At 56.2% G+C, this 22,784-nt stretch carries 24 protein-coding genes; 14 read left to right on the top strand and 10 right to left on the bottom strand.

The genetic code is table 11. The features are described from left to right. Positions 1-92 precede the first annotated feature (92 nt). Entirely contained in the window at positions 93-1,166 is a 1,074-nt protein-coding gene (locus tag DC3_RS26445) for a lactonase family protein (RefSeq protein WP_146890920.1), read from the bottom strand. A gap of 285 nt (positions 1,167-1,451) precedes the next feature. Here DC3_RS26445 and DC3_RS29415 point away from each other — a divergent pair, with 285 nt between their 5' ends. Continuing rightward, positions 1,452-1,589 (top strand): hypothetical protein, encoded by a 138-nt coding sequence (locus DC3_RS29415; protein WP_186816284.1) that lies wholly within the window; start codon positions 1,452-1,454, stop codon positions 1,587-1,589. Between the two features lie 46 nt (positions 1,590-1,635). On the opposite strand, the gene DC3_RS26440 is transcribed toward DC3_RS29415, so the two are convergent. Further along, the gene (locus DC3_RS26440; protein WP_186816283.1) at positions 1,636-2,883 is read right to left on the bottom strand and encodes a mechanosensitive ion channel; all 1,248 of its coding nucleotides are present in this window, start codon (positions 2,881-2,883) and stop codon (positions 1,636-1,638) included. Positions 2,884-3,166: 283 nt separating this feature from the next. On the opposite strand from DC3_RS26440, the gene DC3_RS26435 reads away from it, so the two are divergent. The 5 genes from DC3_RS26435 to DC3_RS26420 all read left to right on the top strand — a co-directional run bounded on the left by DC3_RS26435 (position 3,167) and on the right by DC3_RS26420 (position 7,785). Beyond that, entirely contained in the window at positions 3,167-3,412 is a 246-nt protein-coding gene (locus DC3_RS26435) for a hypothetical protein (RefSeq protein ID WP_146890914.1), read from the top strand. 217 nt (positions 3,413-3,629) lie between these two features. Continuing rightward, positions 3,630-4,958 (top strand): deoxyguanosinetriphosphate triphosphohydrolase family protein, encoded by a 1,329-nt coding sequence (locus DC3_RS26430; RefSeq protein ID WP_146890911.1) that lies wholly within the window; start codon positions 3,630-3,632, stop codon positions 4,956-4,958. A 578-nt stretch (positions 4,959-5,536) separates the two neighbouring features. Beyond that, the gene (locus DC3_RS30060) at positions 5,537-5,665 is read left to right on the top strand and encodes a hypothetical protein (protein WP_281292603.1); all 129 of its coding nucleotides are present in this window, start codon (positions 5,537-5,539) and stop codon (positions 5,663-5,665) included. A gap of 246 nt (positions 5,666-5,911) precedes the next feature. Next, complete coding sequence (locus DC3_RS26425; RefSeq protein ID WP_186816282.1) at positions 5,912-7,402, top strand: RtcB family protein; 1,491 nt, start codon at positions 5,912-5,914, stop codon at positions 7,400-7,402. Beyond that, positions 7,399-7,785 (top strand): GNAT family N-acetyltransferase, encoded by a 387-nt coding sequence (locus DC3_RS26420; RefSeq protein ID WP_307724759.1) that lies wholly within the window; start codon positions 7,399-7,401, stop codon positions 7,783-7,785. The genes DC3_RS26425 and DC3_RS26420 overlap by 4 nt, the downstream gene beginning before the upstream one ends. Before the next feature lie 3 nt (positions 7,786-7,788). On the opposite strand, the gene DC3_RS26415 is transcribed toward DC3_RS26420, so the two are convergent. Next, on the bottom strand, positions 7,789-8,397 hold the full coding sequence (locus DC3_RS26415; protein WP_146890902.1) for a carbonic anhydrase: 609 nt from the start codon (positions 8,395-8,397) through the stop codon (positions 7,789-7,791). 141 nt (positions 8,398-8,538) lie between these two features. Between DC3_RS26415 and DC3_RS26410 the strand changes: the two genes are divergently transcribed. Next, positions 8,539-8,955 (top strand): hypothetical protein, encoded by a 417-nt coding sequence (locus DC3_RS26410; protein ID WP_146890899.1) that lies wholly within the window; start codon positions 8,539-8,541, stop codon positions 8,953-8,955. Here the strand turns inward: DC3_RS26410 and DC3_RS26405 are convergent. Then, positions 8,952-9,686, bottom strand: coding sequence for a hypothetical protein (locus tag DC3_RS26405; RefSeq protein ID WP_146890896.1), 735 nt, complete (start codon positions 9,684-9,686; stop codon positions 8,952-8,954). The two genes, DC3_RS26410 and DC3_RS26405, sit on opposite strands and share 4 nt — an antisense overlap. 137 nt (positions 9,687-9,823) lie before the next feature. On the opposite strand from DC3_RS26405, the gene ruvX reads away from it, so the two are divergent. Both ruvX and DC3_RS26395 read left to right on the top strand, forming a co-directional pair. After that, positions 9,824-10,234: a Holliday junction resolvase RuvX gene (gene ruvX / locus DC3_RS26400; protein ID WP_146890892.1), complete on the top strand. Its 411-nt coding sequence runs from the start codon at positions 9,824-9,826 to the stop codon at positions 10,232-10,234. A 310-nt stretch (positions 10,235-10,544) separates the two neighbouring features. Continuing rightward, positions 10,545-11,450: a diacylglycerol/lipid kinase family protein gene (locus tag DC3_RS26395; RefSeq protein ID WP_186816281.1), complete on the top strand. Its 906-nt coding sequence runs from the start codon at positions 10,545-10,547 to the stop codon at positions 11,448-11,450. A 1-nt stretch (position 11,451) separates the two neighbouring features. Here the strand turns inward: DC3_RS26395 and DC3_RS26390 are convergent, their stop codons facing one another. Next, complete coding sequence (locus DC3_RS26390; RefSeq protein WP_146890886.1) at positions 11,452-12,192, bottom strand: NTP transferase domain-containing protein; 741 nt, start codon at positions 12,190-12,192, stop codon at positions 11,452-11,454. A gap of 116 nt (positions 12,193-12,308) precedes the next feature. On the opposite strand from DC3_RS26390, the gene DC3_RS26385 reads away from it, so the two are divergent. Next, a complete protein-coding gene (locus tag DC3_RS26385) occupies positions 12,309-14,570 on the top strand; it encodes a glycoside hydrolase family 31 protein (RefSeq protein WP_146890883.1) in 2,262 nt (753 codons plus the stop codon). A gap of 63 nt (positions 14,571-14,633) precedes the next feature. Next, complete coding sequence (locus DC3_RS26380; protein WP_146890880.1) at positions 14,634-15,908, top strand: hypothetical protein; 1,275 nt, start codon at positions 14,634-14,636, stop codon at positions 15,906-15,908. 56 nt (positions 15,909-15,964) lie between these two features. Here the strand turns inward: DC3_RS26380 and DC3_RS26375 are convergent, their stop codons facing one another. Further along, a complete protein-coding gene (locus DC3_RS26375) occupies positions 15,965-17,140 on the bottom strand; it encodes an aminotransferase class I/II-fold pyridoxal phosphate-dependent enzyme (RefSeq protein WP_246130822.1) in 1,176 nt (391 codons plus the stop codon). 178 nt (positions 17,141-17,318) lie between these two features. Here DC3_RS26375 and DC3_RS26370 point away from each other — a divergent pair, with 178 nt between their 5' ends. Then, positions 17,319-18,857, top strand: a complete 1,539-nt coding sequence (locus DC3_RS26370; protein WP_146890877.1) for a tyrosinase family protein — start codon at positions 17,319-17,321, stop codon at positions 18,855-18,857. A gap of 57 nt (positions 18,858-18,914) precedes the next feature. Here the strand turns inward: DC3_RS26370 and DC3_RS26365 are convergent, their stop codons facing one another. Both DC3_RS26365 and DC3_RS26360 read right to left on the bottom strand, forming a co-directional pair. After that, positions 18,915-19,352 carry an NfeD family protein gene (locus tag DC3_RS26365; protein ID WP_146890874.1) on the bottom strand — a complete coding sequence of 146 codons (438 nt, stop codon included), beginning with the start codon at positions 19,350-19,352 and terminating at the stop codon, positions 18,915-18,917. A 4-nt stretch (positions 19,353-19,356) separates the two neighbouring features. Further along, on the bottom strand, positions 19,357-20,304 hold the full coding sequence (locus DC3_RS26360) for an SPFH domain-containing protein (protein ID WP_146890871.1): 948 nt from the start codon (positions 20,302-20,304) through the stop codon (positions 19,357-19,359). Positions 20,305-20,554: 250 nt separating this feature from the next. Between DC3_RS26360 and DC3_RS26355 the strand changes: the two genes are divergently transcribed. After that, positions 20,555-21,043 carry a hypothetical protein gene (locus DC3_RS26355; protein WP_146890868.1) on the top strand — a complete coding sequence of 163 codons (489 nt, stop codon included), beginning with the start codon at positions 20,555-20,557 and terminating at the stop codon, positions 21,041-21,043. A gap of 540 nt (positions 21,044-21,583) precedes the next feature. On the opposite strand, the gene DC3_RS26350 is transcribed toward DC3_RS26355, so the two are convergent. Further along, positions 21,584-21,868, bottom strand: a complete 285-nt coding sequence (locus DC3_RS26350) for a hypothetical protein (RefSeq protein ID WP_146890865.1) — start codon at positions 21,866-21,868, stop codon at positions 21,584-21,586. Between the two features lie 161 nt (positions 21,869-22,029). Further along, positions 22,030-22,323: a hypothetical protein gene (locus DC3_RS26345; protein WP_146890838.1), complete on the bottom strand. Its 294-nt coding sequence runs from the start codon at positions 22,321-22,323 to the stop codon at positions 22,030-22,032. A gap of 155 nt (positions 22,324-22,478) precedes the next feature. Here DC3_RS26345 and DC3_RS26340 point away from each other — a divergent pair, with 155 nt between their 5' ends. Continuing rightward, positions 22,479-22,778 carry a hypothetical protein gene (locus DC3_RS26340; RefSeq protein WP_146890835.1) on the top strand — a complete coding sequence of 100 codons (300 nt, stop codon included), beginning with the start codon at positions 22,479-22,481 and terminating at the stop codon, positions 22,776-22,778. Positions 22,779-22,784: the final 6 nt, after the last annotated feature.

Genomic DNA, 22,784 nt, shown 5'->3' with positions numbered 1-22,784 from the left:
CACAGCGAGCTTTTTTCTCAACTCATGACCCACTGCCCCATGTGTCAAAAGAAGAGAGGCCAGAACATCTGGCCTCTTTTTTATGTTGTTCTTCAGGTCTCTGGCACAAATGCAAGACTGACCGGAGTGGGGCAGGGAAAGAGCCCTACAGGCTCCAGTCCGCCCTCCTGGGCATCCCGTCTGAACACCATGATGGTGTCGCTGTCCTGGTTTCCAGCAAGCAGAAATTGTCCATCTGGAGACAGGGCCATGCCCCTCGGACCTTTGCCCTGGGTGGATGCAGTGCTGAGCAATTCGAGCTCTCCAGTGTCCTGTTGCACCTGAAAAACAGCAATGCTGTCATGGCCCCGGTTCCCCACATACACAAAATGGCCTTCCGGGCTGACCAGCACTTCTGAGGTGGAGTTCTCTGTTCCCTGTGCATCTTCAGGGAGGGTGGAGGCGATGTTCAGGGCGAGCATCACCCCGGTCTCGGGTTCCACACGCAAGCTGACCAGCTGGGAAGACAGTTCTGTGCACACGTAAGCCAGCTTCCCAGAAGCGTCAAATTGAATGTGCCTGGGACCGGAGCCCTCCGGGAAGGAGGCGATGTGCACACGGCTCAGAGGACCACTTTCTCCCTGAAGGTCATACACGTACACCTCATCGGTGCCGAGGTTGGTGGCGGCCACATACCGCCCACCGGGCAATGAGCGGATGCAGTGGGCATGGGGACTGTCCTGGCCTTCACGCTGGGTGTGGTGCTCATGTCGGTCCAGGGCCTGATGGGGCAGCAGGGCACCCTCTTCGGTGATGGGGTAGGCCAGCACAGAAACCTCGCCCATGTAGTTTGCGACCAGGGCAAGTTTGCCTTCCAGATCGGTGCTCACAAAGCAGGTGGCCCCTTCGATAGCAGACTGGGTGCTGGTCAGTTGCAGGGTGCCGTCCTCCTTGACCTGAAAACTGGACACTGTTCCCTGCTCTGTTTCACTGACGGCCAGCACGGTTTTTCTGTCAGGATGGACCGCGACGAAAGAGGGGTTGACCAGTTCTGCTGCCAGGGTTGCCTCTGTCAGCTGTCCTGTGGTGGAATCGAGGTCCAGAACATAAATGCCCTTCCCGGCAGATTTGGCAATGTGTGGGACATCCTGGGTGTAGGTTCCAACGTAAAAACGGTGTTGAGTCATGGGTCTCCCTTGGGCTGCAGCAGCGGTGCAGCAGAACAACAGGTTCGAGTATAAAGACTCTTTTCAGGCCTTTCGGTTGCATATGCACCTCTCGGGTCCGTGCAAGAGGGATCGGCTGGATAACGTTGCCGTATTTTGCATACCATGCTATAATGTTTTACATCAGTCGGCGAAGAGCCGATTTTTTTATTGTCCTTTTTGATGGCCTGATCCTGTGGGAAGGGTCATGGTTTGTCGCTGCAGGTCTGTCATGCTGGAGGCAGAGGGAGAGCTGTGAGGTGATCCATGACCAAAACCACCAGCAAATCCGTGGCACGCAAGGCATCCAGCATCCTCCGCACGAAGAGTGCCAGCAAGAAGGCCAAAAGTGTGGCCGCCAGTGCACTCTCCCAGGTGGAAAAGAAGAAGACCAAAAATTCATGAGAAGGAACCCCGAGATTGTCTCGGGGTTCTTTCTTGCAGGGCGGGCTCAGTCGGTGGGATTGTTGAAGGCAGAAGAAGCGGTGGAAGGTCCGGTGGTGTTGCCGGGTTTCTCCAGCTGCTGTCTCCAGCGTTCGGTGATCTTGCCTGCGGTTTCACGGGAACCCAGGCCAAAAGCCAGTGCGAAAGCCACAGCGATGGCCCCGAGGGTCAGACCGAAAGCCAGGTTGACGATCTCATTGGCGATGCCCATCTGGCGCAGGGCCATGGCTCCGAAGAGGGCAATGGTGGACCAGCGGGCCACCCCGGCCAGCAGTCGACCATTGGCTCCACTGGCGCGGGCGGCCACACCTGCCAGCAGGTTGGCAACCAGCAGACCCACGGTGAAGATCACCATGCCCAGGGCAATCTGCCCGATCAGCTGAATGAAGTTGCGGGTGAGCTGGGCGAGGCTGTCGGCGTGCAGCAGTTCAAAGGCGGAAACCAGAGCGAAAAGCACAATGGCTGCATGGGCGATGTGACCCACGATGGCACTGGGGGTGCCGTTTCCGGTGGTGGGGCTGCCCGAGGGCTGGAAGCCCAGCAGCTGGGGCAGGCGGTCAAAATCCATGCTGGTGAGGAGACCCCGCACCAGATCACTGACAAAACGGCCAATGAAGAAAGCCAGGGCCACCACAGCGGCCGCAGCAAAGATGTTGGGGAGGGCAGCCAGGATGCGGTTCAGCATGTCGCTGATGGGCTGGGTGATGGCGGTCATGTTGAGAGCGTCCAGGGCGGCGGTGATGAAGGGAATGATCACCAGACCGTACACCACAATCCCGAGCAGGTTGGAGATGTGGGCTCCGGCAGGAAGGCCTGCACGCACGGTCAGACGATCCACGCCTGCTGTGGCGGCCACATTGGTGACCAGGGAGCGCAGCAGCTTGGCCACAAATGCACCAATCACCATGATGATCACGGCCCCGAAGATTCTGGGGATGAAGCTCAGGAAGTTGTTGAGGAACCCTGTGGCAGGAGCAAGCAGGCTGTTGAGGCCCAGAGCCCCCAGAATGCCTGGCAGGAAGAACAGCAGCACCAGACCGTAGACAATGTCTCCAACGGTTTTGCTGATGTGCACGGGTTCGCCCTGCTGGTGTTTTGCCACACGTTCATCCACGTGGGCAGCCCTGAGGCCCTTGACGGTGAGTGTGCGGGCCAGGGTGGCAACCACGAAGGCTGCAACAGCCAGCAGAAGTGCCGTCAGCAAGTGCGGCAGATAGTTGAGAAACTGTTGGGTGTACACCTGAATTGTATCCATAACCCTCCCCGGACACCTGTTTTCAGGTGCCCCACTGAAGAAATGAGCTGTCAACACTTGCGTGTTGGTTTCATCATAGAAAGCCGCTGAAGTGAACATGACGGGATTTCTTACAAAAATGAGTGAATGTGTAGAAAATAAAAGAAAAATAAAATGCTTTGCTGGAGAAGGAAAAGATCTACTTCAAAAAAGAATTTGAATTTCAAAATGAAGGTTTTTGAACGACACCTCATGTCCGTGGGTGTAGCATGAAAGTACCTTTTGAACCATGCTGGGAGTCAAGATGATGACAGACGCACAGGTCACAGCCGTGAAAAGTGTGGTGCTCAGCCACCTGTCGAGCCGCAAAGCCAAACGGCCCCTCACCCTCTTTTCCGAGGTGTCGCAGGAGTTGAGAGAACAGAGGCACTTTCAGTTGCACGAAGATGACGTGCGGGCCGTGGTGTGGATGCTGGTGTCCGAAGGGGCCCTGAGGGTCCTCCCAGACCGCACCCTGCGGAAGAAAAGGGGAGTGGAGGGGCGCAACTGAGCGGGTGGGTTGTGTGCTGGGAACAGTGGAAGATTTGCCGAGAGCCAAATGCTTTACAGCCAATGCTTTTGCAGTGTAAGCACAGTTTTTGTCAGTGTTGTCAAGCAAAACGCAGCATAAATCCTGAATCTGCTTTTGCCCTTTGTATTTTTGCCCTCGGCTCTCAGCTCTGGGCTCTCGGCCCTCGGCATCCTCAAAAATTTGACGAACCCTCCCCATGCTGGTTACTTTAGAGGTCATGCAGGAGGCCAGGCGTCAGGAGCGCAAACATCTGGACACCCCGGACCAGCGGAACGCCTATGCCCGCGACCGGGATCGGGTGTTCTACACCGATGAGTTCCGCAGGCTTGCCGAAATCACCCAGGTGATCACCCCCACCGGGTACGCGTTTCACAACCGCCTGACCCACACGCTGGAGGTCTCGCAGATCTCCAGACGCATTGCTGAAAAGCTCATCCGGGATTGCAAACAGCGCAGGCAGAAACCTCTTCCTGACATCGATCCGGATGTGGTGGAAACCGCCGCCTTGATTCACGATCTGGGCCATCCTCCTTTTGGTCACATCGGGGAGGCAGTGCTTGATGAACTGGTCAGTGCCCATGACCCGGACGGCTTTGAAGGAAACGCCCAGTCGTTTCGCATCGTGACCCGTCTGGCGGTGCAGTCCCAGAGCTACGTGGGCCTCAACCTGACCCGGGCCTCCCTGCTTGCCGCCATGAAATACCCCTACCTGAGAGGGGAAAAGCCTTCTGATCCCACAGACGAGGTGCAACTGAAGCGCCACCGCAAGTACGGGGCGTACCGGGACGATGTGGAGTACTTCGAGTTTGTGCGCTCTGGTCGGCAGACCGAAGAGCCCACCCTTGAGGCGCAGATCATGGACTACGCCGATGACATCGCCTACTCCATTCACGATCTGGTGGATTTCTACCGGGCGGGCATCCTTCCCGCAGAGAACATGAAACAGGATGGTTTCTTCCAGCGCTTCTTTGAACGCGAAAAGCATCTGGTGCTCAAAGACATCGACATGGATGAAAAAGAGGCCAGGGAATGCATCCGCAACGCCATTGACCTGATGGTGGGGGACTTCTACTCGGGTCGGCGGATTGAACATGCCTCCCTGAAGTCCGCAGCTTCAAACTTCATTGCGAACTACGTCAGCAACATTCGCCTGAATGCAACTGGAACAGGCCTGGTGATTGATCCCACCTACAAGGTTGAACTGGCTTTCTTCAGGCGCATGATCTGGGCCTACGTGATCCATCGTCCACAACTGGGCACCCAGCAACGCGGGTACCGCAACATCATTGAAAACCTGTTCCGGATCTACTGGAGCAGCATTGAGGACGACTACCAGCGCAACATCGTGCCCCCACGTTTTCTGGAAGACATTGAACTTCTGATGGAAGCCGACCCTGCTGTCTACGTGGCAAAGAAGGCGCGTCTGGTGGCGGACATCATTTCCTCTTTTTCAGACAGGCAGGCGATCATGATGTACCGCAGGCTCAATGGCATTGATCCAGGACAGGTCACGGATTACATCTGAATTTTTTGCTGCCTTGTTTGGTCTCCGAACACCCAGGCTGAAGAAAAACTGTATTTTGCCGGTGTTGTTACAAATTTAAGGGCTGTTTATTCAAGTCTTGTCTTTTTTAGGAAGCCAGATGTCACAATATCATCAAGGCAAATTCAACCTCTTTCGCTGACCTCAAGGGTCAGAAGTTTGCCTTCAGGAGGTTCATGATGTTTGTCATTTGGATTGTATTGTTTGTTTTAATGCTTCTGGCGGTTGCCACTGTCATCTCAGCCATGGAGTCCCGTGAAATGCAAGCACAGGCAGAGCCTTCACGATCCACCGCTTTCGATTCGAACTTTTACCACTGAACTGTTGTTCCTGTCAGACCTGGCGAAAGTTGGGTTTGTTTTTTGCCTGACTGAATGAAAGCTGAACAAAAAATCAAGTGTGATGGCACACAATGTTCAGCCCACCCTAAGCCTGGCTTTGCCTGCACTTCAACCTCATGCACCACAATGATTTCACGGATTTCAATATGGGCTCTGCATCAGGTGGAGCCTGAGCGACGTGAACCTGCTGTGAGGCAGAAAAGGACAGGAGGACCGGACATGGAAGCGCTCGTCATGCTTGGATTTTTTGGTTGCATCACCCTCGTCTCGTTCGTCCTGAGTGCCCGGGAAGAAGCAGACCCCGACACCGAGGCAGGCATCCTGACCACAGGACCCAGTCAAGTCTGAAGCGCAGCGTTCTGTCCGTTCAACCTCAAATTTCTGTCGGCTTGCAGGCCGACTTTTTTTTGCATGCGGGTTGGCTTAAGTCACCTGATGCATGCCTTTTCCTGCTGCCTCTGCTACCTTTGAACCAGAGCCTCAGTTGCTGCTGTGAGGCGTGGTCTTCATTTATTGGCCCTTTCTGAAACCTGATCTGCCCTGAAAGAGGGTGGATTGATGCTGTTTCAGTTTCACAGCACACCAAGAGGCAACATGTTTTCCAGAATTGATCGCTACCGTTGGTCGTTTCAAGATTCCCACCTCCCGGAAGTCACCCTGTTTGCGGGTGAGAATGTCGCCTTCGATCAGAGGGCCGTGCGGGAGCTTCGCCAGATGCTGGAAGTGCAAGGCACCATGAATCGCTGGTCCAGTCATGCTCCAGAGGCTTTTCCTGAGGGTGCAGGCCTGCAAAAAGTGGTCCTCACCCCTGATTTTCACAAGGCAAAAGGCATCCCTGTGGGGACTGTCGTGCAGACCCGTGGTTTTCTCCTGCCCCAGGCCGTGGGCAACGATGTGGGGTGTGGGATGCGCCTGCACACCACAAGCCTGACTGCAGAACAGGTCCTGGGTCACCAAAAAGCCCTGATCCCGAAACTCAGGCGCATGTTTTTTGAAGCCGGGCGCAACATCCCCATGAACAGGCTCCAGCGTGAAGCCCTGCTGCGAGAAGGTCTGCTGGGCCTGATGGACACGACCCCCCGTTCTCTTCAGGAAGGCCTGTGGCAGCTTTTCCATGACCAGGACCTCACCCATGAGGCAGAGCACACAGAATCGCTGGGCAGTCGCCGTGCAAGGAACACTCTGGGCCTTGAAGATTTCCTGGGACAAAGGGATTTCACCCGGGATGGCCAGATCGGGAGCCTGGGCGGAGGCAACCACTTTGTGGAAATTCAACGGGTGAAAAACATCCTGCATCCTGGCATTGCCCATGCCTGGGGCCTCAGAAAAGATCAGGTGGTGGTGATGGTGCATTCTGGCTCGGTCTCGGTGGGGTACACCTGCGCTTCCATGATCCGGGAGCACCTTTCACGCCTCTATCCTGCAGGTCTGGTCCATCCCAGAAACCAGCTGTATCCTGTTCCGAATGCAGAGGTGCATGAGGAGACCGTACTGCAGAACTGGGACGCCCTGAATGCAGGGTGCAACTTTGCCACTGCAAACCGCCTGATGCTGGCCCTGATGGTGCGTGCTGTGTTTCAGGACCTTGAAATGCCCACAGATTTCCCGCTGCTTTATGACGCGACACACAACATGATCTGGGAGGAAGACGGAACGTACATCCACCGCAAAGGGGCCACACCTGCCAGAGGCTTTGAGGCCATGCAGAACACGCCCTTCAGGTTCACCGGTGAACCTGTGCTGGTCCCGGGGTCGATGGGCACCAGCAGTTTTGTGCTGGCAGGTCTGGGTCTCAGAGAGGCCCTGAGCAGTGCCAGTCATGGGGCAGGACGGGTGCTGTCGCGTGGGCAGGCCATGCAGGGCTCCACACAGGATCTGGATGACCTGCTCAGGCAGCACAGGGTGGTGACTCCGGTGGACTTTGCCCGGACCCGCCCGGATGTGGCCCGGGAGAAATTGAAAGAACTCCTGCAGGAAGCCCCAGACGCCTACAAGAACATTCAGGCCATCATGGAAACGCTGCAAGGTGCCCAGATCGCGCAGCCTGTGGCTGAACTTGAACCCCTGATCACCGTCAAAGGTTGAAAAAACCGGACTGTGACGCGAAGCTGAAACAACTCAACACCAGACCCTTAGGATCATGGAAGGAGGCATCACCGGTGTCAGACATCACCATCAGAAACCAGACCGAACTGAAGCATTATGAAGCCGTCCTGAACGGAGAAGTGGTGGCTTTTGCCGAGTACCGCCCTCTGGAAGGGGCTGTGATGTTCGCCCACACTGAGGTGAATGAGAGCATAGAAGGCAAGGGCATTGGGAGTGCCCTGATTCGTCAGGCCCTTGATGAGACCAGAGCCGCTGGAAAATGGGTCATTCCCATGTGCCCCTTCGTGGTCGGGTTCATCCAGCGGCACCCTGAGTATGTGGAGGCTGTGAATCCGCAGCACCGCAGGATCTTCGGAATCTGAAATTCACAGCAGTTTGACTTTTCCAGACTCCAGGTTGTACATCGCACCCACAATCTGGAGTTTTCTCTGTTCCACGGCTTCCCGGAGAATGGGCGTCTGTTTCAGTTCATTGACGGTGATGCGCACGTGGGCCTTGACAGTGGCGTCCAGCAGGTTCTGTTCGTGCTGGGCCACTTCGAAGGCGGGTTTGATGTGTTCCACAAGCCAGTCGATGTCTTCATGGGCGTGCATGTGTTTTTCCAGGGCGTCCAGGGTGCTTTTCACTGCCCCGCAGCGGTCATGGCCCAGCACAACCAGCAGGGGAATTTTCAGGGCTTCAATGCCGAACTCCAGGCTGCCGAGCACCGCATGGTCCAGCACGTGACCTGCGGTGCGGACCACCAGCAACTCACCGAGGCCAGAGTCGAAAATCAGTTCGGGCGGAACACGGGAGTCGACACAGCCCAGGACCATGGCATAGGGGTGCTGACCCCGGGCGACTTCTGCGCGCCTCTGGGGGCTTTCATCCAGGTGGGGGGCGTTGTTGACGTAGCGCCTGTTGCCGTCCAGAAGCAGCTGCAAGGCCGCTTCTGGGGTTGGGGGATGGGGGATGGAGGTGTCCAGTACAGTCATGTTACCCAGAGAGTAGCAGGTCTGAAGCTTGCTTCCCATGCAATTTGTCCCATGCATGTGCTTGGCTGGTGCAGCACATCTAGGTGGGTTGGCCTTCCCTGACCCCTCCCATCCTCAAAACGCTCCCGCTACAATGGTCCCATGCAATTTCTGCGTTTGGTGTTCGGCTGGGCGGTCATCGCGTTCTCTGCCCTGATGATGGTGGCTGCAGCAGCAGACCTGATTGGAGGTCAACCGGTGGGACAGGAGACCTCGGTGGGGGTGATCTGGGGCATGATTGTCTTTTTTGCCCTGACCCTTTACGGCGGCATCTGGTTGATCCGTTCAGGTAAACCCAACATGGAGGTGCTGTCGCGCAAGGTGCTGGCCTTCGTGGCACAGGAAAAAGGCCGGGTGACCATTGCGGAAGTCGTGCTTCACTGCAACCTGAGTGTCACAGTGGCAAAGCGCATCATGGACCACTTCATCCGGGAGGGCATGGCCCGTCTGGAGGTCTCAGACCTGATGCAGGAAGTGTACGTGTTTGAAGGCCTGCTGCCTGATGCTGCAGAGGTTTAGGACACCAGACCTTTTTCTCTGGCCAGTGCATATTCAAACCCAGCGCGTTCGCTGAGCCCCAGAGCTGGATACCCCACTTTTGCGGCGTTGTGGTCTCCATACAGGCAGGTGAAAAGGGTCGGGAAGTGGGTGCTTTGCAGGTGTTCTTTCAACACTTCTGCGGTGTATTCCAGTTCTTCCAGGGGCATTGTGAGCTCTGCTCCAGAGAAAGACAGGGCTTTGCCTTCCTGGGTGATCATCTGATCCAGGGTTTCTGGCGTTCCATGCTCCAGCTTGTAGAAGTGCCTGAAGGCATCTCCCAGAGCTGCAATGCGAAAATTCTGGTGTGTGATGGGCTCGCTGGCCCACACCATCACGGGAATCCACTCGAAGTGGTATTTTGCCTGCTCGAAGCGGTAACTGGCCTCGGTCAGGTGGCGGGTGGTCCAGCCCCCTTTGAGGTCATCGACCATCACCCAGCAGATGTTGCGGTCCGGTGTGGGATCGAGGCGATCATTCAGTTCTGCGGCAAAATTCTCCAGCCAGCCATCGGCATTCAGGGCCAGAAGCTGGTCGAGGTGTTCTGCCACATGCTCCCGGGCCATCGGGTTCATGCCCTCAAGAGGAAGGGTGGGAAGGCGTTCAGGGTGCCCATTGGCCATCAGGTCAAGGTAGGCCTCAAAGCGGTCCATGCCTCTGGGGATGTCGTACAGAGCACGTTGTTTCTGCAGGAGGGGGACGGCGGTGATCATGTTTTCAGTGTGCAGGGAAAGGGGGCCGCTGACATCTGCATATTGGCCTGCATAATCTTGACTTTTGCTGCATAACGTGCTATATTACTCAACATAAGCGGCGAAAAGACCGCGATTTTTTTTGCCCTCAAACCCCCATGGCTGACACTTCCGCAAACCCTGACACCACCTATCTGGCCCTTGACGTGAGCCCCAGACGCATTGGCTTTGCGGTCAGTTATGGCCGTCTGGCTTTTGGCCGGGGCTACCTGCACCGGGGCAAACAGGCCGAGGACATCCAGGGCATCCAGCAGAAAATGCAACAGGAGGAGGCCACCGAGGTGGTCATTGGCCTGCCCCTGCGCACCGATGGTCTTGCCAGCAAACAGGCCCAGAAGGTGCGGGCCCTCGGGCATGCCCTGCGTCAGGCTGGGATCACCGTGCACTACCAGGATGAGCGTTACACCACCCTGAGTGCCGAGGAAGATTTAAATGGCCGTCGCCGCTCCAAGGGAGAACTTGACGAGGCCAGTGCTGTGCGCATTTTGCAGCTTTTTCTGGAACAGTGAGCTTTGAAACCTGGCAACAGGGCGCTGATTGGACGGTGCCCCTGAAAAGGCCACCAGGGGTCAGCAAAAGATTCTTTGCTGCTTTTGCAGAAGGCAAACAAAAATCCTGAGCTGTGCTGGAGGACAAAATGTCTGTTGTCTCTGCCTGAAGTGAAAGCCCCCAGGTGTTGTTGCGCTGACCGCTTTCCCCCAAGAGACTGTCCGAGCAGCATATTTACGCTCATTCTGGAGATGTTTTCCCTTTCACAGGCTGCTGAGGTTACAATAAAGTGAGCTTCCTGATGGACGTTTCCCTCCTATGATGAAAGAATTGCTGGTCATTCGAAACCCCCGTTCTGGACAGGGCATGACCCCTCTGGACGGTTTTTTGCATTTGCTTCACGAGGAAGATTTTGGGATCACGGTGCGGTACCTGCACCGCAATTTGCGGGTTCAGGACCTGCTCTACGATGCCAGCAAGTACCACGCGGTGATTGCTGCGGGTGGAGATGGCACGGTCAGCAGTGTGGCCCATGCCCTGATTGGCCTGGACACCCCTTTGCTGGCCTACCCTGCAGGCACGGCAAACCTGATTGCCCAGAACCTGGGCCTTGTTCCCAGTGTGCAGAGCCTCGCGCAGGTGGTGATGGATGGGGAAACCCTCACCATCGATCTGGCAGAAATTCACATGCAGGACCAGACATTTGGTTTCACCATGGTGGCGGGTGCAGGGCTTGATGCCGACATGATCCGCGAAAGTGAAGCTTTAAAGCCCAACTTTGGGGCACTGGCGTACTTCATGGGGGTGTTCAAGAACCTGCGGGCCACCGAAGCGGACCTTTTGCTGGAACTCGATGGGGTGGCGGTGCGCACCAGAGGCATGAGTGTGTTGCTGGCCAATTTTGGCATGGTGAATTTTGGCATTCCCATTGCCCCTGGAATTGATCCTTCGGATGGCCTGCTCAGTGTGGTGGTGGTGAAGGGGAACACCCCTCTGGCGATTGTGCCCAAACTGATGGATTCCTTTGTCAGTCGCATGGGCCTCAAGACCATTCCTGCACCGGAAGGGGTGGAGATCTACACCTGCAAGACAGTGCGCATCCAGTCTGACCCTCCACTGCCTGTGCAGTACGATGGAGAGCTTCTGGATGCCAGCACGCCTCTCACTGCCCGGGTGATCCCCCATGCCGTGCGGTTTCTGGTGCCTGCCCGCACCCTGGTGCGCCTGAACACCTGATTCAGGCCAGTTTGCTGCGGGCAAGGTCCAGATCTGCGTCCTTGTCCACATCCGTGCCGATGCTGGCGTAACGGGTGGGCATGGCACTCACACTGACGCCCAGGATGCTCCCGACCTTCTGCTCCAGACGCTTCAGGCTGAGTTGCCCTGTGAGCAGCCGAACCAGGGTTCCGAAACCAATGAGGCCCGCGAGCTTCAGGGGGTTTTTGCGGTTTGCCAGCATCTCCTTGAGCCGGGGCAGGAAGGTGCTGATGATTTCGGGTTTCAGGATGAAGATGTTCCCTCCGGTGAAGACCCCATCTTTCAATTTTGCATAGGTGCGTTTCACGCCCGGATAGGCTTTTTCACAGTCTTCTTTTCTCACGATGGGATAGACCAGGCCGCTGTCTGGAGCGCTGTCCAATACCTCGCGAAGTTCTGTGGCGGTCATCATGGGGATGTCTGCAGTGACCACCAGAACCCGGTTTCCGGCGGGCATCTGCTGCACCCCGTACTCCAGGTTTCCGATCAGGCTTCCCTGGTCCGGGAGGGTTTGCTGGATCAGGGCATCGACTGCAGGCGTGGTCGGTCCGATGTAGGCGATGTGGGCAATGCGGCCAGAGTCCCTGAGGGCTTCAAGCACGTACACGCTCATGGCTTTGCCGTGAATGTCGATCAGGGGTTTGACCGGGGCCTGGTGGGCGGTGGCGAAAGGATCACTCGGGTCTCCGCCTCCGAGGACAAGGGCGTTCCAGTGGGTCATGACGCTTCATGGTACCTGAAAATGCCAAGAGAGGGGATTGATACGGAAGAAGAAAAGACCTCACCTTAAATTGAAGCCCGGAATGCAGTGTTTGATCTGGACACTGGGGGGATCACATGTTTGAGAAGATTGAAATTGTGCCCAAAAAGGCGAAATTGAGTGGCATTCATGCCAGAGCGGAAATCACCAGTCCACTGGAGTGCGTGTGGCGTTACCGGGTGCGGCCCAAAGGATACATTCAGGGAGATGACCTGCCCCCCGCAGAAAGTGTGGCTGTGCTGAATCCGGGCCAGTTGCCTTTTGAAATTGAAGATGAGGGCTGGACGCTCATCTCGGGCAAGAGCATCCTCAGAATCAAACCTGAAGGCCAGATGCAGATTCTGCTGGATGGGATTGTGGTCTGTGAACTGAAAAGCTTGACAGGCATTTTTGAGCCTGAAGAGCCTGTGAACCGCAAAGAATGCACCGTCAACCTGTATGCCCCTTATGGGGAAGCCTACGTGGGATTCGGGGAAAAAGTCGGGCCTCTGAACAAAAGGGGACTCAAATTCACCTTCTGGAACACCGATGTGGCCCCGCACCATCCAGACACCGATCCGCTGTACCAGTCCATTCCCTTCTTCATGGGTTTGCATGAGGGGAAGGTCTGGGGGTTCTTTCTGGATGAGACCTCCCGTTCTGAAGTGGACATTGCCAAGGAGCACCCGGAGACCATCACCTGGAAAACCGAGAGCAACGAACTGGACATGTACTTCATCATGGGGAACACCCCTGCGGAGATTCTGGACCGGTACACGGAACTGACCGGAAAGATCACGCCCAAGCCCCTCTGGTCAATGGGCCTTCACCAGTCGAGGTACAGTTACACCTCCCAGGAAGAAGTCCTGAACATCATTGAGCATTACCGCAAGTACCAGATTCCGCTGGACGCGGTGCACCTCGACATCCACTACATGAATGGTTACCGGGTGTTCACCTTCAACCAGCACCGTTTTCCGGACCCGAAGGCCCTGTGCAGGGAGGCCGAGAAGCAGGGGGTCAAAATCATCACCATCATGGACCCGGGGATCAAGGAAGAAAAAGGTTACTTCATGTACGACGAGGCCACCAAAAAGGACTTTCTGGTGAAAACCAACCGGGGGGATGTGATGGTGGGAGCGGTCTGGCCCGGACGTGCAGTCTTTCCCGATTTCATCCAGGAAGACGTGCGCCAGTGGTGGGGTGAGAAGCACCAGATCATGCTGGACAGCGGCATTTCAGGATTCTGGAACGACATGAACGAGCCCAGTTCTGAAAAGGTTCATGTCGAACATGATCCGAAAAAGGTGCAGGGAAAGACCCTGCCAGACGATGCCATGCATGGCAAAATCTACCACCTGGAGGCCCACAACATGTATGGCATGGGCATGTGTCAGGCCACATTTGAAGGCCTGAAGAAACTCGCTCCCAAAAAGCGGCCTTTCATTGTGACCCGTGCTGGTTATGCAGGCATCCAGCGCTACGCCACCGTGTGGACCGGAGACAACAGTGCCTACTGGGAACACATGGAGATGAACCTGCAACTCCTGCTCTCCCTGGGCCTTTCCGGGATTCCCTGTGTGGGCAGTGACATTGGTGGCTTTCTGGGCAACTCCAGTGGGGAACTGGTGACGAGATGGATGTGGCTCGGGGTGTTCTATCCCTTCATGCGCAACCACAGTTCGATGGGCACCGATTACAAGGAGCCCTGGGCCTTCCCGGAGCACCTCCCTTTCATCAAGGGTGCTGCGGAATTCCGTTACCGGCTGCTTCCTTACCTCTACACCCTGATGAAGGTGGCACAGGAAACGGGTCTGCCTTCCATGCGGGCCATGCTGATCCATTACCCGGAAGATGGAGCACACCTGTACGACCAGTTCCTGTCCGGTGAGAACCTGCTTGTGGCCCCCATCATGAAGCCCTACCACACCCATAGGGTGGCTTATTTCCCCACCAGAGGCTGGATGGAGCTGAATTCCAGCACAGCCCAGCAGTATGGATCAGGATACGAGGTGGTTTCCAGTGGTCTGGACCGCATTCCCGTCTTTTTGAAGCCCGGGGGCATTGTGCCTTTCACCAGTGTTGCCCAGTTCACCACCACGGCCCGCTGGGAGACCATCGAGTGGCACGTGAATGTCTCTGCAGAAGGAGAGTTCCGTCTCTACGAGGATGAGGGAGAGGGAGAGGCCGATGGAGACTGGACCACCGTCACCATCCAGCATGAAGAGGGCAGGGTGCGCCTGACCCGCAAGGGAGGTCCAAAACGGGCAGAAAGCCTGATGGTTTATGGACATGGGGAACGGGCACCTTACAGGGTGGAACTCCGGGACAGCTGGAAAACCATCACCCTCCCGGAGTGAGGCAATGGCGTAGTGCTGAAAACGTAAGCTTTCTTACAGGGCTTTTGTTAGGATGGAGAGGTGATGAAATCTCTATCCTTTAAGACTGTGCTGATCAGCGTTCTGCTTTCTGGGGCTGCCAGTGCTGCCACCGTGGACGAACTGCTTCAAGACCTCAAAAGCCCTGAGGAAGGCCAGCGCCTGACCGCACTCGATGAACTCGCAGATTATGGACAGGAAGGCCTCACCGAAAAAGAAGGCCTGAAAATTCTGGAGGCTGCAAAACTCACTTATGGGCCTGCTGGAGATTACAGCGTCAATGCCCAGTTGCTCGCTGACCTGCGCAAAGACCCCAAACCCTCCTACATCAAGCCCATTGTGGGCATGTTTGCCGATCTGGACATTGATGCCAAATGGTACGCCCTGGACATCCTGACCCGCTTCAAGGACAACAAAGACGCCCTGAAGACCTACGTGGGTCTGGTGGGCAAGCATTCGGCTGCGCTGGATTCCCTGCCCGTGCGCTACCTGAAAGACCAGACGGAGTACGTCAACGTCTTCTTCCCTGAACTTTTCAAGTACACCCGGAATCCTGCCCTGCAGTTCGACATCTACGATCTGGCCCTGTCTTTCCTGTACGACGAGAAAATGTCCCAGAAGGTCCTGAGGGACAACGAGAAGCAGATCCTCAATGACTATCAGGCCCTGTCGGTCAAACTGAAACCTGTCCAGCAGCCCACAGGAACGGACTGGCGTTACAACAGGCCTTACCGCACAGACCGCTACTTCGGGGGCCTGATGCTGGACCTGATCGGGTTCCTCAACACCCCTGCAGCAAACACCGTGCTGAAAGATGCCCTGAAGTACAGCGATCCCCACCTCAAAGGCTGGGCGGCCATCTCCCTGATCTTCAACAAACAAACGGTTCCTGCAGCAGACATCCAGGCTGTGGCCGACAGCAACGACATGCGCTTCACCTTCTACGATTACCTGGAGCGCGCAGATCGTCTGGACCTTTTTCCTGAACAGTACCGCAACCAGCAGTCCCTGGCCCAGTCGGATCTGGCCCACTGGCTCACCTACCCCGATGAGCTCGGTTATGAGCCTGCCAGCGTTGAGTACGTCCAGACGTTCAGTGAAGAGGGCAAAGACGGCAAAATGAACTATTACCTCTTCAAGTTCACCGACAGGGATGGCAAAGCCTACGCAGGTCTGTCGGGTCCTTTCTACCAGGCTGAAGAGCCCACCATTCAGGGCGGAGGCAGCACCTTCAGCAACTACACCGAGTGGGACAAACTGAGTCCTGCAGGACACTACGAGGACATCATGAAGGCCGTGAATGGTGAGGGAGAAGCGTAAAAATAAAGAGAAAGGCTCTGGAGATCCCAGAGCCTTTTTTGTTGCCTGTCTGATTCTCAGACGGTCTGTTTCAGGTAAGCAGCAATTTTCTGGGCGGCTTCCCTGAGCACTTCAGGCTCACGGACCAGCGCAAAACGCACGAACCCTTCTCCACGTTCTCCAAAGGCCAGACCGGGATTGACGGCGACACCTGTTTCGCGGGCGAGATTCAGGGCAAAGTCAAAAGAGGAAACAGCCGCAGGAATCCGGGCCCACACGTACATGCTGGCTTTCGGGACCTGCACAGTCCAGCCTGTTTCGGTGAGGACTTCGCACAAGGCGTCCCGGCGCTCCATGAGCCTGAGGGCATCCTGGCGGGTGTGTTCTCTGGGGAGGCCCAGTGCGGCAATGCCTGCCCTCTGGATGCCCACATACTGGTTGAAATCCACGGCACTCTTGAGTTTTTCCAGTGCAGCAATGGCCTCCCGGTTGCCCGCAGCCCATCCCAGCCTGAAGCCCCCCATGTGAAAGCTCTTGGAGATGCTGTACAGTTCCACTGCACAGTCCAGAGCTCCATGTGAGGTCAGGACACTGGGCGCTTCGTAATCTCCGAAGACCATGTCCACATAGGGAAAATCATGGATCAGCAGGATGTTGTGCCTGCGGCAGAAGTCCACAGCCTCCTGCATGAATTCTGGCGTGGCCACCCCTGAGGTGGGATTGTTGGGATAGGAGAGCACCAGCACACGGGCCCGATCTGCCACCTCTGCAGGGATGCTCTGCAGGTCAGGCAGGAATCCCTGTTCTTCGAGCAGGGGAACCAGATGGGTCTCAAGTTCCGCAATGGCCACTGCACCCAGGTAACTGGGATAGCCCGGATCAGGCAACAGGATCAGGTCTCCAGGGTTGGTGGTCGCCAGAAGCAGATTCGAGAAACCTTCCTGAGACCCGATCAGGGGCAGGAGTTCCGTGTGCGGGTCAAGGTTCAGCCCCTGACGCCTGTGGTGCCAGTCTGCTGCTGCTTCCAGAAAAGGGGTAAACCCGGAGCGCAGGCAGTACCCGTAAGTGCCAGGGTCCCACACGGCATCTGCAAGGGCCTGCAAAGCCACCCGGGGTGGAGGCAGGTCTGAGGCCCCGATGCTCAGGTCAATGAGGTCCAGACCTTTTGCACGGGCGGCTTTTTTGGCAGTGTCCATCTGCAGGAAAACACTCTCGGGCATCCGGGACACCCTGCGGGAGGTAAAACGGTTCACTGTTCCAGCTTACCCATTTTGTGCAGTCCATTTTTCAAGCGGATTCACCCCATCTCAACAGGTCCATGTTTTCCCCTTGAAGGAAATAGGGAAAGTGCCTTATGGACGCACAAATCGCTTTTTGAATCCCGTACACTGAACCTGTTTCCAATGAGAAAAGCATGAAAGGAGCATCAAGATGGCCCATCCGATGGACCCCAGACGCCGCCAGCTCTTGAAACTGCTGGGCATGATTGGCACCGGAACCGCCCTCTCCCAGCTGGTTCCCACCATGGCCCAGAGCTGCTCAGACTCCAGCTATTTCCCGCCTGATTACCCTGTGGACTGTGCCCCTCCACCGCCAAAGGCAGCTCCCGTTCCTTTCACGCCCTATTCCGGTCCTGTGGTGGATCGCAAAAGTGCCTTCACCCTCACCAGCAAAGAAGTGAGCCGCTTGCAAGCTGCATACCAGGCCCTGCGTGACCTCACCGAGAGCAACCCAGATGACCCCAGAGGCTGGCTCCATCAGGCTGCAGTGCACTGCTGGTACTGTGGCGGCGGATCGGACGGTCAGGCCGGGCCGGAAATTCACGGCAGCTGGTACTTCCTGCCGTGGCACCGCGCTTTCCTGTACTTTCATGAGCGCATTCTTGCCACCCTGATCGATGACCCCAGCTTCAGGCTTCCTTACTGGGACTGGGACCGCTGGGGCCTCACCCCTTCACGCCAGATGATGCCTCCACCCTACAGCCTGGGAGGGCAGGCCAACTCCCTGTTTGATGCCCTGAGGGGACAGAGCCCCAGTGCTCAGCTTCCCCCACGCATCACCGGACCCCTGATCACCCAGAAGGTCCTGACCCAGACCGAATACCAGACTTTTGGGGGTGGGACAGGCAACGCTGGACAGCTGGAACTGCTCCCCCACAACCATGTGCACGTCTGGTCTGGCACCGATGGCAACACCATGCCCAACTGCGGTACGGACATGGGGGTTCTGGCAACCGCGGCCAGAGATCCCATGTTCTTTGCCCACCACTCCAACGTGGACCGCTTCTGGGACATGTGGCTTGCCCAGAGCAAGAGCAACCAGAACCCCACCGATCCCACCTGGAGCCAGCAATCCTGGACCTTCTACGACGAGAATGCCACCTGGGTCTCCATTCAGGTGGAAGATGTGATCCACACCACCCACCTGGGCTACAGGTACGACACGCTCGCCACCACCCTTCCCACCAAAGTGGCCGTCACCCCCCAGCGCATCACCCCTCAGATTCCCAATGCGGTGCTGGTCTCAGGCCGCAACGGAATTGCACTGGACCCCAAAGGGACCACGCACGCCACTCCCTTGCCCGCACCTGGTCAGAATGGGGCCCTCATGGCCACCCCGAAAGGGAAGCTGGCCCTCAAGATCACTGGCATTCATGTGCCTCAAAACCAGTCTGCAGAGGTCTTTGTCTTTGTGAACAAACCCGATGTGGGCGTGAAAACCCTGGATGCAGCCCTGCAGAGCGCCAGTTTCGCAGGGGCCATCGGGGCAGTGCAGGCCACCCTCGGTCCAGAAGGCCACCACCGCCATGCCCGGACATTCGATGCCGTCATTGAACTCAGTGCTGCCACCCAGCAACTGATCCTCAAAGACAAAAAAATCAGCGTGACCCTGGTTCCGGTGGACGCTTTCGGCAGAACCCCCTCCAGGCTGGGTGTCACCTACCAGCGCATTGAACTTGTTCGCATTTGAGGCTTTGAATGCAGAACCCCCGGACATGCTCCGGGGGTTTTCTCTTGAGTGAAGAAGTCACTCCACAGGAACGACTTTCAGTGTGGTGCCTTCCGCTCCGACAATGCGCACAGTGCCTCCTGCCTGCACATCTGGACCACTGGCCCTCCAGACAGAATCTCCCACCTTGACCTGACCCTGCCCGTTCTGAATGGCACGGGTCACCGTGCAGATGCGCCCGATCAGGGCTTCGGTGCGGTCATTGAGGTGCTCTGTTGTGGGCGGATTCAGCTGCTTCAGGTACACCCCTCTGAAGACTCCCACCAGCACCACCGACAGCACAGCAAAAAGGATGAGTTGCAGGGGCACCGATAGGGCCGGAACAAGCCAGAGCAGCACCCCGGTTCCGGCAGCTCCCAGGCCCAGCCACAGCAGGAAAAACCCCGGAAGCAGGATTTCCAGCACCATCAGGACTGCACCCGCAATCCACCACATCCACGGACTCAGGCCATCCATGCCCTCACTCCTTCCGGAAGGTGTCCTGGGCAATCTGGGCAATGCCTCCCAGTGCACCAATGACGTTGGAGGCCTCCAGGGGCATCAGGATTACCTTGTGGTTGTTTGCAGAGGCCATCTTCTCCAGGGCTTCCGTGTAACGGGTGGCCACAAAGTAGTTGATGGCCTGCACACTTCCCTTCGCAATGGCTTCAGAGACCAGACCTGTGGCCCTTGCCTCGGCTTCGGCCTGGCGTTCACGGGCCTCTGCAGCAAGAAACGCAGCCTGCTTGCTGGCCTCTGCTGCGAGAATCTGTGCCTGCCTCTGGCCTTCTGCCTCCAGAATGGCGGCCTGCCTCTGGCCCTCTGCCCGCAGCACCGCCGATTGCTTGGCCCCTTCTGCCTCCAGAATCAGGGCGCGCTTGTCACGCTCTGCTTTCATCTGTCGGCCCATGCTCTCCACCAGATCCGCAGGAGGGGTGATGTCCTTGATCTCAATGCGGGTGACTTTCACGCCCCAGGGTTCCGTCGCCTCATCCACCACCGCAAGCAGACGGGCATTGATTTCATCCCGCTTGCTCAGCAGTTCATCGAGGTCCAGGGAGCCCATCACCGTGCGGATGTTGGTCTGGGTGAGGGCCATGATGGCAGGCTTGAGGCCACTGACTTCATAGGAGGCCTTCGCAGCATTCAGCACCTGATAGAAGACCACCCCGTCCACCCGCACCAGGGCGTTGTCCCGGGTGATGACCTCCTGGCTGGGCACATCGAGCACCTGTTCCATCATGTTCACGCGGCGTCCCACCTGCTCCATGACCGGAATCAGCACGCTGAAACCGGGTTCCAGGGTCTTCACATATTTCCCAAAGCGTTCGACGGTGTACTGGTATCCCTGCGGGACGATCACCACACCACGCATCACAATGATGATGGCCAACACGACAACCACAATGGTAAAGACAGTGATTTCCATGGTCCCTCCTTAAACGGATTGTGTTTTAGTGCACGATCCATTCTGATTCTGATTCTGCGCTTTTCGGGGCAAAGGTTTCACTTTGCGGTCACAGCCTGAAGGCAGGGTCTTCTAAAGGAAATCCCCTACAGACAGCACCATAAGAAAGCTGTGAGACTGGACATGTTTGAATCAAAGGGTCTTCAGTGCTTCATGCAACCATGCTGGCCTGACCCCATGTTGATCCACTTCATCCCGACAGGAGGAAACCGTGCAAGACCCCTACATGCTGGCCCTCAGCGGACAGGTGGTTCTCACCGCCACCGCCGACAAGAAAGTCAAAAACCTCCTCCAGACCCCCAGCATTCAGGCCCTCAACCTCGGGCCAGGAGCCGTGGTTCTGGTTCAACTCGGGCTGACCAATGAAAGTGGAACCCGCCTGGACATGGTGAATGTGCCCACGAAGGTGATCCAGCCGCTGCAAACCACAACCATCTACGATTTTGAGCTCCACACCCAGCTTGAACGGGAAGACGCAGATTTCGAAGACCTGGTGGCTGCCATCGTCAAATCCAGAGAGCTCCACATCCTGGTGGCCAAATTTGCCACCCCTCAGGGCATGGTGGATGCCCAGCTTCCCCTGCAGATCCAGTTCACGCCCAATGGGTTCATCCTGAATGCCAGGCTGTTGCCCACCACCCGGCCCCGACCTGTTGCGCCCGCGGCTTCTGCAGATGTTCCCTCTGCCAGACAGTCCTGAGGATCTCCCTCAAAAACGAAGGCTGGCTTGAAGGCCAGCCTGATTCCTATGGGGTGTGGATGTGCAATTCCGGGGGCATTCTGGTGAATGCAGTGAAACCTGTGTTGCGGTGAATCCATGATAGCAAAATGAACCCCAGACAAATGAGAGCTGAGCTTCATCTCCAGAACACAACCACCCCGATCAAGTCGGGGCGGAAGATGGATGTTTTCGCAGGGAAGCCAGCCCAGTTGACCCTCATGGGCGTAGGAGATTCAGGATCACCCCCTCAGCGTCTGGAACGCCATTTGTAGTGAGGTCTTGTGTGTCGCCAAAGCCAAAGCATCTGTTTGCGCATTGAGCCTCCTCTGGGGGTCCCTGAATTGTGCGGCAGTCTTTTCATGGCTGAAACCAGTGTGGACTGCCAACTTCATTGTTGTGCAAGCTGAATGACAGGAATCTTAATCTTTGGAGCAGCCAGCGGTCAGCCATCAGCGATCAGCAAAAAAGGCAATCCAGCATGGGATCGCCTGATGCAAAACATGTTTTTCAGAAAGGATCTCAGGTGGGTGGGTGTTCAAGTTCAAGGATGCGAACCTCCAGATCCTCCCCTTCAACAGGCTGAGCAGGCTTCTGCTCAATTGCTGGGTAGGACACCCCATTGTGTTCCACCACCAGTGGACCCCTGCCCGTTTCAGATGCAGTGAGGGTTTCGTCGTGCCTGACACGCACTTCAGTTCCCACTGGAAACACGCCCAGGCTGTCCTCCTCGACCACGCCAATCCAGCCCGATTTCAATTCCAGTTGATCTGATGTCCCGTGATGTTTTCCTTTGACTCTCAACATGGCCCATCATAGGCAGAAAGGGAAGCCAGGGTATGTAGCAATCTGCAACAACAAAAAGAACCCGAGTGTCGCCCTCGGGTCCATTCGTCCCTGCTTCACAGGACATGTCCATTAAACACCGCTGGATCTGACGGATTTCTTTTCAGATGTAAGAGACCCTTTTACGTTTTGAGGACGCCATAAATGCGGTCCCGACCCACCCAGCCATTTGCCCTTCCTCTGTTGTTGCTGATCTGGTACCTGGTGCCTTCAATGGCACTGATCAGATGCAAATACACATTCCCGGCCACCTGCACATAAACAATCATTTTTTCTTTCAGGACATGCTGATCGGTGAGGGGTTCGAGGGTCACCTCCTGACCGGAATAAATCAGAGGGACCATGCTGTTTCCTCTGGGCTTGAAGGTCACTTCCTGACCAGATTTCAATTTCTCGACAATGGGGTTGATACGCATGCCTCAGGGTAGCCAAACATGTTCCAAATCGCATCCGAAAAACAGCTGATGGTGGGCTGCTGCTGTGAAAGCGACACTTATTAAGGGATCTTCCTGATCGAGAATACAAAAATTCAGAATGATATATTTTTGATGAGAAGCAATCGGAGGAAGTCATGCTGACTGATGAAGAAAAAGCCAGAATCCGTGCAGAAGAAGAATACAGAGAGCGAATCAGGCTCGAAAGTCAGAGACATGCTCAGCAAATCAACGCCCCCAACTACTGGACGGGTTTTATTCTGAATTTACTTATTGTTGGAATTGGTCATTTTGTGATAGGGGAAGTGGGTTGGGGCGTTGTATGGTTGCTTCTTGCCATTTTTCTGGTGCCTGCTACGGGATTTATTGCCTGGCCATTCATAGCTTTTGGTGTTTTGATTCATTATCGAAATGTATATGCACACAAATATCAATAAAAACAC

This window comes from Deinococcus cellulosilyticus NBRC 106333 = KACC 11606 (assembly GCF_007990775.1).
GTDB lineage: Bacteria > Deinococcota > Deinococci > Deinococcales > Deinococcaceae > Deinococcus_C > Deinococcus_C cellulosilyticus.
This window is presented reverse-complemented; position numbering and strand designations above follow the sequence as displayed.

Bases quoted from the DNA above. Each gene is read 5' to 3' on its own strand.
- DC3_RS26445 (WP_146890920.1), bottom strand. From the start codon at position 1,166: ATGACTCAACACCGTTTTTACGTTGGAACCTACACCCAGGATGTCCCA.
- DC3_RS29415 (WP_186816284.1), top strand. From the start codon at position 1,452: ATGACCAAAACCACCAGCAAATCCGTGGCACGCAAGGCATCCAGCATC.
- DC3_RS26440 (WP_186816283.1), bottom strand. From the start codon at position 2,883: ATGGATACAATTCAGGTGTACACCCAACAGTTTCTCAACTATCTGCCG.
- DC3_RS26435 (WP_146890914.1), top strand. From the start codon at position 3,167: ATGATGACAGACGCACAGGTCACAGCCGTGAAAAGTGTGGTGCTCAGC.
- DC3_RS26430 (WP_146890911.1), top strand. From the start codon at position 3,630: ATGCTGGTTACTTTAGAGGTCATGCAGGAGGCCAGGCGTCAGGAGCGC.
- DC3_RS30060 (WP_281292603.1), top strand. From the start codon at position 5,537: ATGGAAGCGCTCGTCATGCTTGGATTTTTTGGTTGCATCACCCTCGTC.
- DC3_RS26425 (WP_186816282.1), top strand. From the start codon at position 5,912: ATGTTTTCCAGAATTGATCGCTACCGTTGGTCGTTTCAAGATTCCCAC.
- DC3_RS26415 (WP_146890902.1), bottom strand. From the start codon at position 8,397: ATGACTGTACTGGACACCTCCATCCCCCATCCCCCAACCCCAGAAGCG.
- DC3_RS26410 (WP_146890899.1), top strand. From the start codon at position 8,539: ATGCAATTTCTGCGTTTGGTGTTCGGCTGGGCGGTCATCGCGTTCTCT.
- DC3_RS26405 (WP_146890896.1), bottom strand. From the start codon at position 9,686: ATGATCACCGCCGTCCCCCTCCTGCAGAAACAACGTGCTCTGTACGAC.
- ruvX (WP_146890892.1), top strand. From the start codon at position 9,824: ATGGCTGACACTTCCGCAAACCCTGACACCACCTATCTGGCCCTTGAC.
- DC3_RS26390 (WP_146890886.1), bottom strand. From the start codon at position 12,192: ATGACCCACTGGAACGCCCTTGTCCTCGGAGGCGGAGACCCGAGTGAT.
- DC3_RS26385 (WP_146890883.1), top strand. From the start codon at position 12,309: ATGTTTGAGAAGATTGAAATTGTGCCCAAAAAGGCGAAATTGAGTGGC.
- DC3_RS26380 (WP_146890880.1), top strand. From the start codon at position 14,634: ATGAAATCTCTATCCTTTAAGACTGTGCTGATCAGCGTTCTGCTTTCT.
- DC3_RS26370 (WP_146890877.1), top strand. From the start codon at position 17,319: ATGGCCCATCCGATGGACCCCAGACGCCGCCAGCTCTTGAAACTGCTG.
- DC3_RS26365 (WP_146890874.1), bottom strand. From the start codon at position 19,352: ATGGATGGCCTGAGTCCGTGGATGTGGTGGATTGCGGGTGCAGTCCTG.
- DC3_RS26360 (WP_146890871.1), bottom strand. From the start codon at position 20,304: ATGGAAATCACTGTCTTTACCATTGTGGTTGTCGTGTTGGCCATCATC.
- DC3_RS26350 (WP_146890865.1), bottom strand. From the start codon at position 21,868: ATGTTGAGAGTCAAAGGAAAACATCACGGGACATCAGATCAACTGGAA.
- DC3_RS26345 (WP_146890838.1), bottom strand. From the start codon at position 22,323: ATGCGTATCAACCCCATTGTCGAGAAATTGAAATCTGGTCAGGAAGTG.
- DC3_RS26340 (WP_146890835.1), top strand. From the start codon at position 22,479: ATGCTGACTGATGAAGAAAAAGCCAGAATCCGTGCAGAAGAAGAATAC.